At 49.8% G+C, this 15593-nt stretch carries 13 protein-coding genes; 11 read left to right on the top strand and 2 right to left on the bottom strand.

Going from position 1 to position 15593, the window contains the following annotated elements:
• The first annotated feature begins 34 nt into the window (after positions 1-34).
• The 5 genes from DX130_RS12085 (at position 35) to DX130_RS12065 (ending at position 5108) form a co-directional block, all read left to right on the top strand.
• Positions 35-1714, top strand: coding sequence for a sensor histidine kinase (locus tag DX130_RS12085; protein ID WP_116045486.1), 1680 nt, complete (start codon positions 35-37; stop codon positions 1712-1714).
• 1 nt (position 1715) lies between these two features.
• Positions 1716-2357 carry a response regulator gene (locus DX130_RS12080; RefSeq protein WP_116045484.1) on the top strand — a complete coding sequence of 214 codons (642 nt, stop codon included), beginning with the start codon at positions 1716-1718 and terminating at the stop codon, positions 2355-2357.
• Between the two features lie 149 nt (positions 2358-2506).
• Positions 2507-3328 (top strand): NmrA family NAD(P)-binding protein, encoded by an 822-nt coding sequence (locus tag DX130_RS12075; RefSeq protein ID WP_116045483.1) that lies wholly within the window; start codon positions 2507-2509, stop codon positions 3326-3328.
• 16 nt (positions 3329-3344) lie between these two features.
• On the top strand, positions 3345-3890 hold the full coding sequence (locus tag DX130_RS12070; RefSeq protein WP_116045929.1) for an NADPH-dependent FMN reductase: 546 nt from the start codon (positions 3345-3347) through the stop codon (positions 3888-3890).
• Positions 3891-3914: 24 nt separating this feature from the next.
• Positions 3915-5108, top strand: a complete 1194-nt coding sequence (locus DX130_RS12065; protein ID WP_116045481.1) for an MFS transporter — start codon at positions 3915-3917, stop codon at positions 5106-5108.
• Positions 5109-5237: 129 nt separating this feature from the next.
• Here the strand turns inward: DX130_RS12065 and DX130_RS12060 are convergent, their stop codons facing one another.
• The gene (locus DX130_RS12060; protein WP_116045479.1) at positions 5238-6221 is read right to left on the bottom strand and encodes a sensor domain-containing diguanylate cyclase; all 984 of its coding nucleotides are present in this window, start codon (positions 6219-6221) and stop codon (positions 5238-5240) included.
• A 28-nt stretch (positions 6222-6249) separates the two neighbouring features.
• A complete protein-coding gene (locus tag DX130_RS12055; RefSeq protein WP_116045478.1) occupies positions 6250-7056 on the bottom strand; it encodes an alpha/beta fold hydrolase in 807 nt (268 codons plus the stop codon).
• A gap of 211 nt (positions 7057-7267) precedes the next feature.
• On the opposite strand from DX130_RS12055, the gene DX130_RS12050 reads away from it, so the two are divergent.
• From DX130_RS12050 to DX130_RS12025, 6 genes are all read left to right on the top strand, one after another.
• Complete coding sequence (locus tag DX130_RS12050) at positions 7268-7966, top strand: response regulator transcription factor (protein ID WP_116045476.1); 699 nt, start codon at positions 7268-7270, stop codon at positions 7964-7966.
• Positions 7944-9254, top strand: a complete 1311-nt coding sequence (locus tag DX130_RS12045) for a sensor histidine kinase (protein WP_116045474.1) — start codon at positions 7944-7946, stop codon at positions 9252-9254. Before DX130_RS12050 ends, DX130_RS12045 begins: the two co-directional genes overlap by 23 nt.
• Before the next feature lie 368 nt (positions 9255-9622).
• Entirely contained in the window at positions 9623-11071 is a 1449-nt protein-coding gene (locus tag DX130_RS12040; RefSeq protein ID WP_116045473.1) for an ABC transporter substrate-binding protein, read from the top strand.
• Positions 11034-11783, top strand: coding sequence for an ABC transporter ATP-binding protein (locus DX130_RS12035; protein ID WP_116045471.1), 750 nt, complete (start codon positions 11034-11036; stop codon positions 11781-11783). Before DX130_RS12040 ends, DX130_RS12035 begins: the two co-directional genes overlap by 38 nt.
• Positions 11749-12789, top strand: coding sequence for an efflux RND transporter periplasmic adaptor subunit (locus DX130_RS12030; RefSeq protein WP_116045469.1), 1041 nt, complete (start codon positions 11749-11751; stop codon positions 12787-12789). The genes DX130_RS12035 and DX130_RS12030 overlap by 35 nt, the downstream gene beginning before the upstream one ends.
• On the top strand, positions 12786-15593 hold the full coding sequence (locus tag DX130_RS12025) for an ABC transporter permease (RefSeq protein WP_116045468.1): 2808 nt from the start codon (positions 12786-12788) through the stop codon (positions 15591-15593). The genes DX130_RS12030 and DX130_RS12025 overlap by 4 nt, the downstream gene beginning before the upstream one ends.

The following is a 15593-nucleotide window of genomic DNA, read 5'->3' as shown; positions in this document are numbered from 1 at the left end:
TTCAGATGGATAGCAAGAGATGGTGGTGAAATGGATGTACGAGGAACGGACGTTGCATTATAAGGAATTGCTTATTCTGAAAACAATCGCAGAGACCTTGAACCAAAACCATGACATGAAGCCGATGCTTCAAAGCACGCTGGAGAAGCTGCTGGAACTAACCGGGCTGAAGACGGGCTGGATCTTTCTGGCGGATGATGAGCCAATCTATCATCATGTAGCGGATCATAATCTGCCTCCAGCGCTTGCCCGGAACGACAAAGAGCCGATGCGGTGCGAAATCTGCTTCTGTCTCCAGCTCTATTGGAGAGATTCGCTTAATCAAGCAGTGAACATCATTGAATGCGAGCGCCTCCATAATTCGGTCACGCAGTCGCTTGGCGATACGAATAATCTCACTCATCACGCTACGGTACCGCTGACGATATGCGGAGAGCGCTTCGGCTTACTGAATGTGGGATCGCCTGGCAAGGAACATTTCAGCGATGAAGAGCTTGCCCTTCTTGAAGGGGTGGCCTATCAGATCGGTACAGCTGTAGAGCGAACTCAGCTCCTTGAGCAAAAAGAGAAACTCGCCGTTGACAATATTGCGCGCTATATTGTGGATTATTATAACAGTACTAATGAAGTAACGCGGCATATCTGGACCATCAATAACTTAAGAGAGCTGCTGCTTACCGTTGTGTTGAATATCGGCACTTATTTCGACTGGCCGACTGTAGCGATCGCCGCTCATCATGGCAATCGGCTAACGCTGCGCGCCCTCTATGACAGTGAGAATGCTAGAGTCTTGAATGAAGCCAGTCCCCACGCAGAGGAAGATTATTCGGATATTATTCATCAAGCTTTCTATAAACAAAGCGTATGCCAGAGCAAGGATGCGCCTTTTTCTTTTGCTGCGCTTCAATCCAGCCAAAATAGGTTTTCGATCGCAATACCGCTGCAAAAGCAAGAGCCGTTGATGAGAAACGAGCCGCTTGGCGTGCTTCTTATCGGAAGAGAGTCGGCCATATTCAGCGAACTGGAGATCAAAATCTTAACGACACTGGCAGATCATATTTCATTGGCGATGGAAAGAATCCGCTTGTACGACGAATGGCAGGATCTGCTGTTATCGGAAGAGAGGAACAGGCTCGCGCTTGATCTGCACGACTCTGTCAATCAGAAGCTGTTTTCCCTATCGCTGACTGCGCAAGGCATCAAAGAGCTGCTGAAAGAGGAAAATCCGCTCGTCGTAGACGGAATCAGCGATATTCAGAAGCTGTCGCAAGAGACATTATCCGAGATGCGCACATTGATCTGGCAGCTTCGCCCGTATAGTGCCGAGAAGGGGATGCTTGCTTCTTTGAAGGAATATGCTTCAAAAATCGGCATTCATGTCACCTTGCAGATGAAGGATGATGTGCAATTCACCGAGAAGGTAGAAAAAAACCTGTGGCGAATCGGCCAAGAAGCGATCAATAATGTGAGCAAGCATGCCCGGACGAATCGTGCTGCGATCAAGATTCAGTCTATTGAAGATCAGATTCAAATGAGTATCATCGATCATGGCTGCGGGTTTCTGCTGGAGCAAGCAGAGACGAAGCTCGTGACGCTTGGCATCAGCAGCATGAATGAAAGAGCGGCGCAACTCAATGGAAGCTTGAAAATCAACAGTACAGAAGGCAAAGGAACCATCGTGATTGTTACGGTGCCGCGTTCAAGGGAGAACTAACATGAAGACCATAAAAGTACTGATCGTAGACGATCATTTGGTTGTACTCAGAGGACTGCGATTTTTCTTGCAAACCCAATCTGCTATTGAAATTGTCGGTCAGGCCCAGAACGGGGAAGAGGCCCTTCAGCAGGTCCAAGCACTGGATCCCGATATTGTGCTCATGGATTTAATGATGCCAGGTATGAGCGGGATTGAGGCCACAGGGATTATAACAGAGCAGTATCCGAAGGTGAAAGTGATTATTCTGTCGAGCTACTCAGACCGGGAGTCCGTGCTGCAAGCGATCAAGGCAGGCGCCATCGGCTATCAATTAAAGGATGTTAGACCGGAAGTGTTGATCGAATCCATACAGGCTGCGATGGATGGCAGAAAGACACTGCACCCGGAAGCCACTCATCAACTGATGTCCCACGTTGTCAAGGAGAATGAAGAGGAGAAGCAAATTGACGTTCTCACCCCGAAGGAACGCGTGGTCTTGCAGCATATCACGCTTGGTCAGAGCAACAAGGAAATTGCGGCAGACCTTCATATTTCGGAGAAAACAGTCAAAACCCATATTACGCATATTTTAGCCAAGCTTGAGATGCAGGATCGAACACAAGCTGCACTGTTTGCGACCAAAAACAAATGGTTCGGCTAATGGAAGGTCTTAGCCAAGGTCTTATCTTCGGGTAAGACCTTTTTCTTATGTGTTGATTAGACGTACGCAGGACGTAATGAAGTGGGGATTGATGTAAATTTAGAGATATTCATAATTCCAATTAAGCAATCTGAGGAGGCTGTATACTTTTGACTATTCTAGTAACAGGCGCAACCGGGAATGTAGGACGGCATGTCGTTGATCAGCTTATCCGTTCCGGTGCTCGCGTTAGGGCTCTTACGCGCAACCCTGCAACTGCCAACCTGCCAAAGTCCGTGGAGATCGTATACGGGGAGTTAACCGATCCGCAGACCCTTGTTCCGGCACTGGATGGAGTAACTGCCATGCATTTGATTACATTTAACGGTGCCGACTCTGCTCCGCTGCAAACCGGAGCTGAAATCGTAGCGTTGGCTGAAAAGGCTGGTGTACGGAAAGTAACGCTTTTGTGGAACGGCGAGAGAGGTCCGGTAGAAGAGGCGGTAGAAGCAAGCCATTTGGAATGGACCCATCTCCAGCCGCCTGTTGAATTTATGTCCAATGCAAAGGAATGGGCGGAATCTATTCGATCGGAAGGTGTGATCAGGCATCTGAACGGTCAAGTATTAAGTGCCATGATTCATGAGGCAGACATTGGCAGCGTTGCTGCAAAGGTGCTTATGGAGGATGGCCACGCCTTCAAGAGTTATACGTTGACCGGGCCAGAAGTGCTATCCATACCCGACAAGCTGCGCTTATTGAGTGCCGAGATTGGCCGAGATATTCAATTCGTCGAATTGTCGGCAGAGGAAGAACGAACTAAGATGCGCCAAGCTGGCATTCAGGAAGACGTAATCGAATATGTTGTCGGCTGGTACGCTAATCCGCCCGAGGAATCCTATCTGTTATTACCGACTGTTGAACAAATTACAGGGCGTCCCGCGCGGACATTCGCACAATGGCTAGCAGAAAATAGAGAGAAATTTATATAAAATGGAGATGAAGCAAATGAGCGAGCAGCTTAAGATCGGCATTATATTGGGGAGTACCCGTCAAGGAAGGGTGAGCCCGCAAGTCGGCGAATGGATTAAAGGCATAGCCGACGGTCGCAGGGATGGACACTATGAGATTATTGATATAGCCGAATATAAGCTCCCCTTTATGGGAGAAGGCGATCCGGAAGATGCGGGCGTGAAGTCTTGGGCCCAAAAAATCGATGAGATGGATGGATATGTATTCATCGTTGCGGAATATAATCATAGCATAACCGGGGCTTTGAAAAATGCGCTCGATACAGCCTATCAAGAATGGAACAACAAAGCAGCCGGAATGGTGAGCTATGGCTCAACCGGAGGCGCCCGTGCAGCCGAGCATTTGCGGGGGATATTAGGTGAATTGCTGGTAGCGGATGTACGCGTTCATCCTACCTTGTCCATCTTCACGGATTTTGAACAATTCCATACCTTTAAACCTGCCGAGCTGCATACGAAAACCGTTCATGATATGTTGGATCAAGTGACAGCCTGGAGCGGGGCATTAAAAGGATTGCGATAAATCCGGGCGCCAAGGGGATAGAGTATGATGAAGCATAGTGATGGGAATGGCGGTTATTGGTCGGCCGCATACCTTAGAGTCTGTATGTGCAATATGCTTGTCTTCTTGTCCTTTCAAATGCTGCTGCCTACGCTTCCTGTCTATCTGATGGACACCGGTGTAGAACGGACTTCCGTAGGACTTGTTGTTGCCGTTATTACGGTTGCAGCAGTCCTCATCCGATTCTGGACGGGATATGCGCTGGATCACTGGAATCGCAAACGAATCGTTATCGCGGGATTGTTGGCATTCCTGTTCGCTTCTCTTGCTTACATGCTATCGCCATCGATAGGCTGGATAATAGGATGCAGTATCGGAATTGGCATAGGTTGGGGCATCTTGACAGCCTCTTACGCAACACTTGTGTCCGATCTGATTCCACCGGGTCAACAAGGAGCGGGCATCGGCACCTTTATGTTGTTCGGCTTGGCCAGCATGGCGGTCGGACCGTATGCGGGGGGATGGATATACGGACAATTCGGTGCATTGGCGTTGTTCTTGGCGGCTTCTACAGTCGCCGTGCTTCCGCTAGTGCTAGCATTAAGCGGACAGAATGAAGGGACAGCCACCTCGAAAGTAATGACTCCGTCTGGACGCCGCCTACATGCTTTGCTGGGCAGCATGTTTGAGCGCTCCGCATTGCTTCCAGCTGCGCTGCTTATGTTATTCACATGCTGCTATGGAGGCATTTTGACTTATGTTGTATTATACGGGCAGCAGCTTGGCATCACGAATGGTGGGATATTCTTCCTGCTGTCTAGCGGCGCCTCGATTCTAGTAAGACCGCTCGCAGGAAAGCTATTCGACAGGAGAGGGCCGGCGTATGTTCTTGTGCCCGGCATCGTGCTTGGCGTTGTTGCTTTATCTATGCTGTCGGCAGCAACAAGCTTCCCGCTATTCGTGCTGTCAGCCTTTGTCTATGGTTTGTCGTTCGGAGCCGTTCAGCCTTATATGCTGGCATGGACGATTCAACGGGCGTTGCCAGAAAGACGCGGTGCAGCCAATAGCACTTTTCTGATCGGAATGGACATCGGCATAGCGGCAGGCTCAGCCTTGCTTGGACTAGGGGTAATGAATGGCCAATACGCTCCCATATTTGGCCTATCTGCCGGTATCCTTGTCGTGCTTCTCCTTCTTTATGTTGCCAATTTAGTCTACGCGAGACGGAGCCCTCGTTAAGAGGGCAGCAAGCATGGAGGTGCAATACCTCTTGATATGGCCTAATAAAGAAGAGCACCGGGAATCCCGGTGCTCTTCTCTTTGATACTTAGGGACTTAGGGTCCTGAGTTGGTTAACTTCGAGGCCGATTAGTTTTTAACGAGATTGGCCGCATGTGTGGCACGATTTCTCCCGCTGCTCTTCGAGGCATATAATGCGAGATCGGCATGGTGCAGCAGCGATTGATCGGTATCCCCGCTTGATACGGTGGCAACACCGATGCTGATCGTGATTTGATATTCTCCGAGGAGCGTAGAAGCCGCAGTGGCGCAGTACCTCTCCGCAATAGATATCGCTGTCTCCTGATCCGTATCTGGCAGGATCGCAACAAACTCTTCACCACCGTAACGAGCCACAATATCATTCTCCCGGGACATCGATTGGAGCAAGCGTGCCAGGTTGGTCAGCACCAGATCGCCAACGGGATGTCCGTACGTGTCGTTAATTTTTTTGAAATGATCAATATCCATAATAAACAACGAGAACAGCTCCTCATTCTCACGGTAGGAGGCGAGGGTTGCAAGCAGCTTCTCTTGAAAGAACCGCCTGTTGCCAAGCCCGGTGAGAGGATCTATCCAGGCCATCGCCTCCAACTGATGATTGATTCGCAGCAGCTCTTGCTGCTTAGTCTCATATTCCGCATGAAGCAGCTCCAGCTTCTGATTCGCTTCGTTCGTTTTCTGGTACAGCTCCTCCAGCTTTGCTTTGGTCTGAAGCACATCCTTCTCATGCTCGATGCGCTTGCGCATCGCAAGCACGACGCAATCGATGAAGGTTTCGCCGTCCCGCTGCTGGCGAATGCCGTTCAGCAGGACGGGTACATCCTGCCCAGTGCTGGTCCGGAAGGAGACATACATCTCGTTCACATGTCCGTGCAGTTGAATATAGGGATAGAAATACGTGTGGAAAAACAGCTTGTTCGTCACGGACATTGTGGATTCAAGATGTTTTCCCAACAACTCCCCACGTTCATAGCCCAACATGTTCAGAAGTGTTCCATTAACGGACTGTATGAGGCCTGTGTTTGAAATGGAGAAGTAGCCGCATGGCGCTGTATCTAATTGAATATCCATTTCCTACCGTCTGCCTTTCTCTTAATGGCTAGCCGCTTGCCGCCAAATAATGTTTGATCAGCTCCGTTGTTTCCTCGGGATGGCTCAAGTGAGGATAATGACCCTTGGCGGTCATTTGCCGCAGCGTGCTGTTTTTCAGATGGGCATGCAGGTAATGGCCCACTTCAACAGGAGCAATGCTGTCTTCTGAGCATTGCAATATTAATGTCGGAATTGTCGCTTCCTCCAATTCGACGCGGCAATCGGAGTAGAAGGTAACTTCGGCAAATTGTCTGGCGATACGCGGATCTCTGGAGCAGAAGCTCTGCTCAAGCTCCTCCGTCAGCTCCCGCCGTTCCGAATTCATAACGATTGGCGCCAAGTAGCTGGCCCAGCCGATAAAGTTCAATTGCATCATTTGCAGAAGCTCGTCAATATCGTTCCGCTCGAAACCGCCGTAATAACTCGGCAGATCGTTCACGTAACAAGGAGAAGGCCCCAGCATGACAATGCGGCTGAAGTATTGAGGCGCGCGAATAGATGCCAGCATGCCGATCATGCTGCTGACAGAGTGGCCGACGAATATAGCGTCTCTTACTTCAAGCGTCTCCATAATATCCAGAACGTCTTGAGCGTAGCCCTGCAAATCGCTATATTTGCGTGAATCATAATAATCCAGTTGAGAGTTTCCCGAGCCTACATAATCAAATAATACAATACGGTAGTCTTCAGAAAAACCAGGTACAATATAGCGCCACATATCCTGGTCGCAGCCGAAACCATGCGCCAGCACCATCGTCTGGCTGCCCGAGCCCAACACCTTTACATTATTGCGATCGAGGACGTTCACATTCATAGGAGATCCCCTCCGAGTAGTAGATTGTCATTGATGGGGAGAAGCTTATACCTATTATAACGAATATTGAATTGAAATGAAGGACAAAAAATTACAAAATTCGCCATGGCGATCGTCATTTTGCCTTTGTTATGCCATTACGTTCTAATTTAATTTTAAGCTTCTTCGCTTATACTTAATGCATTCTTAAGGTCGGGAAGGTTTGAAGGATATGCAGGTGCTGGTAGTTGAAGACGATGTTTCATTAATGCATGCGGTCTCCAGCGTATTTCGGGAGGAAGGCTTTACTGTGCACGAATCGTTATGCGGTGATGAAGGTTTGTTCATGGCAGAGCAGGACATTTATGATCTGATCATATTGGATGTGATGCTGCCGGGGATGAGCGGTATTGCGCTGATTCATCATTTAAGGTCACAAGGTATCATGACGCCGATTCTGCTGCTTTCTGCTGTAGACATTATTGAGCGCAGAGTGCAGGGACTGGATGCGGGGGCGGATGATTACGTGGTCAAGCCCGTTGCTTTCCCCGAACTGCTGGCCCGTTCAAGAGCGATACTGCGCAGACACGGCAAGCTCGGCGATTCGGGGGACATTAGAGTGGGAAGAGTGGTTCTCCGGCCAAGAATTCAGGAAGGATTCGTTAACGATATTCCTCTAAGACTCTCGGCCAAAGAATATGAGTTGTTCGAGTTTCTGCTCATTAATCGGAATCAGATTCTGACTCGTGAGCAGATTTTGGATCGGATATGGGGATTTGATACAGATTCAGCGGCTGGCATCGTGGATCTGTATATTCATTATTTAAGAAAGAAGCTGACCGCACAAGGTTATTCTGATCTGATCCAAACGGTTCGCGGCATAGGCTATATGGTAAAGGGGACGGCCGATGTTCCGAAAAACGAAAACTAGGCTGACGTTGCTGAACGCATCCGTCATGTTCCTCATCCTCACTCTGCTGGGGACGAGTATGTATGTGTACTTGCGCACCGCTATTATAGGGCAAATCGATCATGCCATGCAGACGCGTGCAGCGGAATATACGGTGCAGAGACCGCAGATGGGAGTGTATTTCAGCCAAGGAGTAGCGGCACGCATTGCATCCATCGGTACGTTGAGCATGACGACTAGTGCTTTTGAACGTGCAATAAATATGATTGTATGGGATGAAGAGCTTAACCCCTTAACTACCCTTATACCGGAGAGGTTTTCCCCTAAGCTTCTGGAGAAGCTGAAGGGCTCGATTGATGCGACTGAGTTGTTCAACGTTCGGCATGACGGGGAGGTATATCGGATTGTTAATATTAAGATTACGACAGATAATGCGAAAAGGCTGAATTTTATATCCCTACAGGATAGTGATGGATACATACAGTTAATCAGCGATATTAGCACGGAGATTGGCATGTTGAATGTTGTCTTGGGGCTCATTATTATCGGGATCGTGTTCGGAGGCGGCTTGTCGGTCTTCGCAGGCCTCTATTTGGCTGATCGAGCGCTGGTGCCCATTCGTTCATCATGGGAAAAGCAGCAACAATTTGTAGCCGACGCGTCACATGAGCTGCGAACCCCGCTAGCCGTGCTGCAGACGCATACGGAGCTGTTGCTTCGCCATCCTGACCATACGATCGAACAGGATAGCCGAGAAATCTCAACCATATTGAATGAAGTTCGGCGAATGAAGAAGTTGGTGAACGGATTACTGACACTGTCGCAGACCGATGCGGACAAGCTTGAGCTTCAGATGAAGCCGGTCTCGTTGGGGCGGTTAGCGGAGCAAGTACTAGAGAAAGTGATGCCGCTTGCTTCTCTTAAGGATATTAATCTCTCGTGGCACGTGAATCCCAACATGATGGTGAACGGTGATGAGGAACGTCTTCAGCAGCTAATTATGATTGTGCTGGACAATGCGATTAAATACACGCCTAGCAGCGGAAGTGTCCATCTGTCGTGCAAGGTATCTTCGGGTTATATCTCCTTGACGGTCAAAGACAATGGAATTGGAGTCGCTGCTGCGGATTTGCCCTATATTTTTGACCGGTTTTATCGGGGAGATAAGGGTCGTTCCCGCTCAGAAGGTGGGGCAGGCCTTGGACTTTCTATTGCCAAGTGGATTGTATTACGCCATAGCGGAAAGATTGAAGCATCCAGTATCCAACATAAAGGGATGAAGATTACTATTACACTGCCAGCGTTATAGCTTTCATTCAACAGTCGTCCAACACAGCTCGAGTTTATATCGTAAGTCCTCAAGGGGGCTTTTCCAAAAGTAGATATGCTAGCTTCCGTTCGCTTCCTCCCTTTAACCTTTTGGAGCGATCCCGAGCGATTTGTGTTGCCCTGCGCTACTATTTACAGGTTTCTGCCTTTTAGGGCAGAGCCTTTTTTGTTTTTCTGGATATTGAAATTCAAATCATGCGACGATCTATGACGAGCCACGCGGGGCTGACACACAGAAATGCCATTGTTCTTTAAGGTTCATTTAAAGTTCTCTAAGACAATTCAAAGATTACTCCTTCATGCTGACCTATAGATATTCATTACAAGCTTGAAAGGGGAAAGAAGAGAATGAAGCACACGCTAGGAAGAGGTATCATTTATAGTTTGTTGCTAGTGATAATATTGGCTGGCTGCAGCTCGAAAAATGGAGGCAGCAAGCCAAGTGCAATTGATCCGGACAAACCTGTAACCTTAAAGGTTGCGTTCATCAATGAGCAAATGTTCTACCAAAGCTACGGCAATGTATTTAGTGCCAAGTATCCCAATGTGCAATTCGAGATCATCTCGACCATGGATGCGGCTATGAGCGCAGATCCTACGCAAGCGATGATTGACCTGATCGATGAAAGCCAGCCGGATGTCGTCATGCTGACGATGACGCAATATGAAACGCTGGCGGCAGAAGGACGGCTTTACGAACTGGATTCGATGGTTACGCAAAGCGGATTCGAATTGGAGCAAATGGTGGAGGGTGTCGTTCAATTGCTGCGTGACGCAGGCGGAGGCAAGCTCTACGGACTTTCACCAACTTTCAACACGAATGCGCTGTATTATAACAAAGATTTATTTGCGAAATATGGTATTCCAGAACCAACAGATTTCATGACCTGGGAAGAAGTGCTTAAGCTGGCAGCGCGATTCCCGACTGATGGCGATGACGAGACACGGATTTACGGACTTGCAAGCTCCATGTTTGCCCAAGACGCATTCCAGCTCATTAAGGACATGGCGGCTGCCAAAGGCTTGAACTATTTGAACTCGGATGCGACAGAGTTGACTATGTCAGAGCCGGAATGGAAGGAGATCTTCCGTGAAGTTGTAGAGGGCTACCAAGCGAAGACCATTCATCAGCCGGCACCTCAGAAGGGAGAGGGGGGGATGATGTTATCGATGGACAGCATGCTCTTCAACAACGGACGGGCGGCTATGGTTGTAGATAACTCCAACATGATTAATTTCGGTGGCGGACGTATGGCTGTTAGTGCATTCAGTTCAACGGGCGGCTCCAATTCATCCAGCAGCAAGCCGGATGAATTGGACATGGGAGTAGTAACAGCCCCGGTTGACGCTGCCACACCGGATATGACAAGCACTTATACCGTATCGCAAATATTCTCGATCAACGCCGCATCATCACAAGCGGATATGGCGTGGGCCTTTATCCAGTACGTTCATGGGGACGAAGCTGCCAAGATTCGATCGAACACAGCGATGGATCTGCAATCACGTCTTGGGTACGAGACGAATTCCAATGGTGTAAACCTGGAGCCGTTCTATAAGCTTAAGCCACTTCCGATGGAGACAACGAGTTGGTATCCTAAGGGCTTCCGGAGCAGCTTCGCAACGATTACGAATGAAGAGATCAGCGCGGCGTCAAGCGGAAGCAAAAGTGTGGATGAAGCGTTCGAAGCGATTGTAAACAGAGGGGCGGACGCACTGGCTGAAGCTAACTTGAGCGGAGAGAAGGAGCAAGGCGGAGGTGGCGGTTTTGGAGCAAGCGTCATGTTCACAAGATAGTCTTAATCGGGATGCTCAAGCTGGTGATCTTGGTTCTAGATCGCAACCGATTGTCAGCTTATCTGGTATTTACAAGACATTCCGTACCGGTACAACAGAGATTCAGGTGTTAAAGGGAATTGACCTCCGCTTGGACCCCGGACAGCTTGCCATGTTGAAGGGAAGGTCGGGTTCAGGCAAAACAACGTTGTTGAACGTGATAGGCGGGCTGGATATGCCGACCAAAGGCAATGTTGAGGTCAATGGACATCACTTTCATCAAATGGGAGACAAGCAGCGCACTCGTGTTCGTAAAAGTGAGATCGGATTTATCTTTCAAGCTTTTGCGTTGCATCCCCTGTTGTCGGCTTGGGAAAATGTTGAATTAGGACTTCGGTTATCCGGAGTTCCTTCCCCGCAATGGACGGATAGAATCCATTATTGTTTGGAGCAGGTTGGGATGACGCAGAGGGCACAGCATCGTCCCTATGAGCTGTCAGGAGGAGAACAGCAACGGGTAGCGATCGCGAAGGCGATCGCCCCCGGGCCTAAGCTGCTGCTGGCGGATGAGCCGACAGCCGAACTGGATACCCGCATGTCAGAGAGGATTATGCTGCTGTTCGAAAGGCTTCGTTCGGAAGAGAGGATGACGATATGTATGACGACACATGACCAAACGATGCTGGAGGTGGCTGATCATGTCTACGAAATGGTGGATGGAAGGCTGGGTTAGGCGTCAGAGTCGCACTATTTTGCTTAGTGTATGCTGCGCTGGATTAATCGTTTCGACGGCCGCCTGCAGCTTCTCGCCGCAGTCGGAAGAAGCGGAGCTGATTCAACTGATCGAGCCTCCCAAAATCTCCAAAAAGCCGGAATACAAAGTAGCAAAAGCCACGATAGAGATTAAACTGAATGCGACGGGCAAGCTGATGTCGAAGCGGCAGGAAAGCTTGCATTTCCTCTCCAATAGCGGGCAAATAGCCGAGGTGCTGGTTCAACCCGGCGAAAAGGTTACGGAAGGGCAGCTGATTGCGGTCATCGATACTGGCACGCTTGAGAACCAAATTAAACGCAAGGAAATCGAGATCAGGCAAGCCGAGCTCAATATGATCGAGAAGATCAGGGCCAACACGCGAACCGAGGTGGACGAATTAAACTTCGAGCTGATCAGAAGCGAACTGGAGGAGCTGAAGGCGCAGCGGGATGCTGCACGGCTGACCGCGCCTTTCAGCGGCACGCTTGTTTCCTTCAACAAGAAAATAGGCGATGCCATTAAGGCCTATGAGACGGTTGGCGTGCTGTCGGACATGAGCAGTTTAACCGTTGCTGTTAAGTTCTCTGCCTCTGATCTGGAGAAGATCGCAGTCGGGATGGAGGCGAGCGTGAATATTAATACGGCAGGAAGCCATCCTGGCAAAGTTTCACGGATGCCGCTCTCCACCGAATCCGGAGGCAAGGACGATTCATTGGATTCGTATGTGCTGATCGAGCTGGATCAATTCCCGGAGAAGGTACAGGCTGGTACACCGCTAAGCGCATCCGTTGTGATTGAACGGAAGCAAGATGCGGTATTGATTCCGCCGTCTGCGCTGAAGAAAGCCTCTGGTCGAAATTATGTGCAGGTTGTGGATAAAGACGGGAATAAGCGCGAAGTGGATGTTGAAGTGGGTCTGACAACGGCTACCGAGGTGGAGATCCTGAAGGGTCTTGAACCGGGTCAGAGGGTGATCGGGCAATGAAGCCGTTGCTTCGATTTCTTCGGCGTAAAATGTGGAATAACCGCCCGCTGACGATCAGTTCTTTTATCGGATTATTGCTGGCTGTTTCATTTACAAGCAGCATTCCCTTTTATACAGATCACGCCTTGTCCAGAATTATCTCCACCACGCTCAATGAAGAGGGCCCGGGCGCGCCGCCGGGTTCGATTCTGACCAGGTATCAACCGACGCGAAACGAATCTACCGATTCGGAGGGACTTGCTGCGCTGCACGACTATATGATGAACAAGCTGCCAGAGCAAATCGATTATCCGCAGCTGCAATCCATCGCCACCTATTCCATTGCCCAATCGCAGCTTCGACAAGATGCAGCGGATGGCAAGACGGATAATCGCAGAAGGCAAATGTCGCTTATGTCCCAATCGGGATTAGCTGAACAAATAGAGATTATCAGCGGAGCGATGTACGGGAATTCGCCTAACAGCGATGGCATTATTGAAGCGATGGTCTGGGAAAATGCGCGGGGCCGGAACTATCTGGAGGTCGGAGACGTGTATCAATACACGCTGCCTACAGCGAAAGGAAATAAGGTTGTACGAATTAAAATTGTAGGCGTGTTCCAGCCGAAAGATGTGAATTCGGCTTATTGGTATCAAGGGCTGGACGTCTTCTCCAGCGTATTGATGATGAACCCGGATGTATTTGCGCAAGAAATCATGTCAAATCTGTCTGCTTCGGTCAATACGGTGAATTGGTACGGGCTTTACGAGCTGCAAAATCTTCAAAGCGATGATTTGAGCAGGCTGGAGAAGCTTCTTCAGAGGCTGGAGCCGGAGATGTTCCAGATGCTGCGCAATAGCCGTGTCGACCTGAGCTTTCTGGATCTGATTCGAACGTTCAAGAAGGAAAGCCAGCAGATGCAAATGACATTATTTACACTGGCTGCACCGATGCTTGCACTAAGCTTCTACTTCATCTATATCAATGCCAGACAGTCGCTTGAGCGGCAGCGCAATGATATTGCCGTGCTGCGAAGTCGCGGGGCCGAGATGCGGCTAATCTATGCCATCTTCCTGCTGGAGGGAGCATTGCTAGGTACGGCTGCATGGCTGCTTGGCATGTTAGGCGCAGCAGGAATGGCGCGGCTGATGGTGACTACAGACGGATTCATGCAGTTCGCGCTTGGCAAGGATTCGGCTATCGGGTGGAGCAATGCTGCCGGCTTGTATGGGCTGGCTGCCGTTGCGATTGCTATTCTTGCCGGATTGCTGCCTCTTGCGGGTTATGGCAAGCAGTCGATCGTCGGACATAAGCAAGAGCTTGCAAGAGCTGACCGGAAGCCATTGTGGCAGCGATGGTACATCGATGTTGTATTGTTGCTTGCTTCCGGTGCGGGCTGGTATCTCTTTCAAAGCGGCCAGTTGAATGCAGGGCAGCAATCCCAGTCCGGCAGCCTGCAGATTCATCCGGCGTTTTTCTTTGTTCCGGCTGTCGCTGTTTTCTCTGCTGGACTTGTCAGTCTACGATTATTCCCGCTGCTGCTTAAGCTGCTTCACCGTATGCTGCGAAGGTGGCTTCCAATTACGTTTCATCTTGCGCTCGTTCAATTGTCCCGTTCGCAAAAGAGCTATTTCCCCTTGATGCTACTGCTTGTCATGACGATGGGACTAGGCATCTATCACGCTTCGGCGGCGCGAACGATCGATAGGAATGAAGGCGAGAGAATCATGTATAGCAATGGAACCGATGTTGTGCTTCAGCCTGTATGGGAAGGGAAAATCCAGCTGTATGACGAGGACGGCAACTATATTCCGGAAGATCAACCCAGGGATACGATCTACACCGAGCCTCCCCTCGCTCCATTCCAGGAGATGCCGGGGGTGAAGTCGCATGTACGTGTACTCCAGACTGAAGGGGACATTGCTGTAGCTGGCAAGTCGCTTGGAAAAGGTCAGCTGATGGGCATTGACAATGTCGACTTTGCCAATAGTGCCTGGTGGCGGCATGATCTGTACAAGTCGGCACATGCCTTTCAACTGCTGCGGTGGCTTGGCGATTATGAACAAGGGGTTATTATATCGCAATCCTTTGCCGAGCGGAACAGCTTGAAGCAAGGCGACTTGATTCAGATGACGGTTCAGAAGGTTCCGATTGAATTTGTTGTTGTGGGCATAACGGAATATTGGCCGTCACTGTCTCCGCAGCAGCCATTTGTCATCGCTAATCTCGATTATGTATATGATCATATTCCGCTTACTCCGTATGCGCTCTGGTTGGATATGGAGGATGGCGCTAAAGTGATGCCGGTCGTGGGCCATTTGCGCGAGAATGGGATTGAGACATCCAGCCTGCGGGATGCCCGGAATGAACGGATTTTGCAGAAGCTGCTTCCTTCGAGGGAGGGGACTTACGGCATTCTGACATTAGGCTTCATCGTTTCCGTTGCCGTGTCTTTCATTGGTTACTTGCTCTTCTGGATCTACAGTCTCGCGAGAAGAACGGTGCAGATGGGTATATTGCGCGCTACGGGTTTGGCGCGCGATCAGCTCACGTTCATTCTGTTGCTGGAGCAGTTGCTTACAACGGGACTCGCCATTGGTCTTGGGCTTGGGATTGGCCGCTTGGTCAGCAAGCTGTTCTTGCCGCTACTACAGACAAGCGGGGGGACACAGGTGCCGCCGTTCACGATCATATTCGAGGTCAGAGACACGGTGCAGCTGCTTGTCATTGTGCTTGCCATGCTGTCCATCGGAGCTTGTGTACTGACCGTACAGATATGGCGTCTCCGTGTACATCAGGCCGTGAAGCTGGGAGAGGAAAGGTAG

Origin of the sequence: Paenibacillus paeoniae (assembly GCF_003388735.1) — a bacterium.
Lineage (GTDB): Bacteria > Bacillota > Bacilli > Paenibacillales > Paenibacillaceae > Pristimantibacillus > Pristimantibacillus paeoniae.
The sequence above is the reverse complement of the archived record's forward strand: the minus strand, read 5'-3'. Positions and strand labels throughout refer to the sequence as shown.

What these genes read in the sequence shown, in the direction of transcription:
- DX130_RS12055 (WP_116045478.1), bottom strand. Translation starts at nt 7,056, where the DNA reads ATGAATGTGAACGTCCTCGATCGCAATAATGTAAAGGTGTTGGGCTCG.
- DX130_RS12050 (WP_116045476.1), top strand. Translation starts at nt 7,268, where the DNA reads ATGCAGGTGCTGGTAGTTGAAGACGATGTTTCATTAATGCATGCGGTC.
- DX130_RS12085 (WP_116045486.1), top strand. Translation starts at nt 35, where the DNA reads ATGTACGAGGAACGGACGTTGCATTATAAGGAATTGCTTATTCTGAAA.
- DX130_RS12040 (WP_116045473.1), top strand. Translation starts at nt 9,623, where the DNA reads ATGAAGCACACGCTAGGAAGAGGTATCATTTATAGTTTGTTGCTAGTG.
- DX130_RS12065 (WP_116045481.1), top strand. Translation starts at nt 3,915, where the DNA reads ATGATGAAGCATAGTGATGGGAATGGCGGTTATTGGTCGGCCGCATAC.
- DX130_RS12025 (WP_116045468.1), top strand. Translation starts at nt 12,786, where the DNA reads ATGAAGCCGTTGCTTCGATTTCTTCGGCGTAAAATGTGGAATAACCGC.
- DX130_RS12045 (WP_116045474.1), top strand. Translation starts at nt 7,944, where the DNA reads ATGTTCCGAAAAACGAAAACTAGGCTGACGTTGCTGAACGCATCCGTC.
- DX130_RS12030 (WP_116045469.1), top strand. Translation starts at nt 11,749, where the DNA reads ATGTCTACGAAATGGTGGATGGAAGGCTGGGTTAGGCGTCAGAGTCGC.
- DX130_RS12080 (WP_116045484.1), top strand. Translation starts at nt 1,716, where the DNA reads ATGAAGACCATAAAAGTACTGATCGTAGACGATCATTTGGTTGTACTC.
- DX130_RS12070 (WP_116045929.1), top strand. Translation starts at nt 3,345, where the DNA reads ATGAGCGAGCAGCTTAAGATCGGCATTATATTGGGGAGTACCCGTCAA.
- DX130_RS12060 (WP_116045479.1), bottom strand. Translation starts at nt 6,221, where the DNA reads ATGGATATTCAATTAGATACAGCGCCATGCGGCTACTTCTCCATTTCA.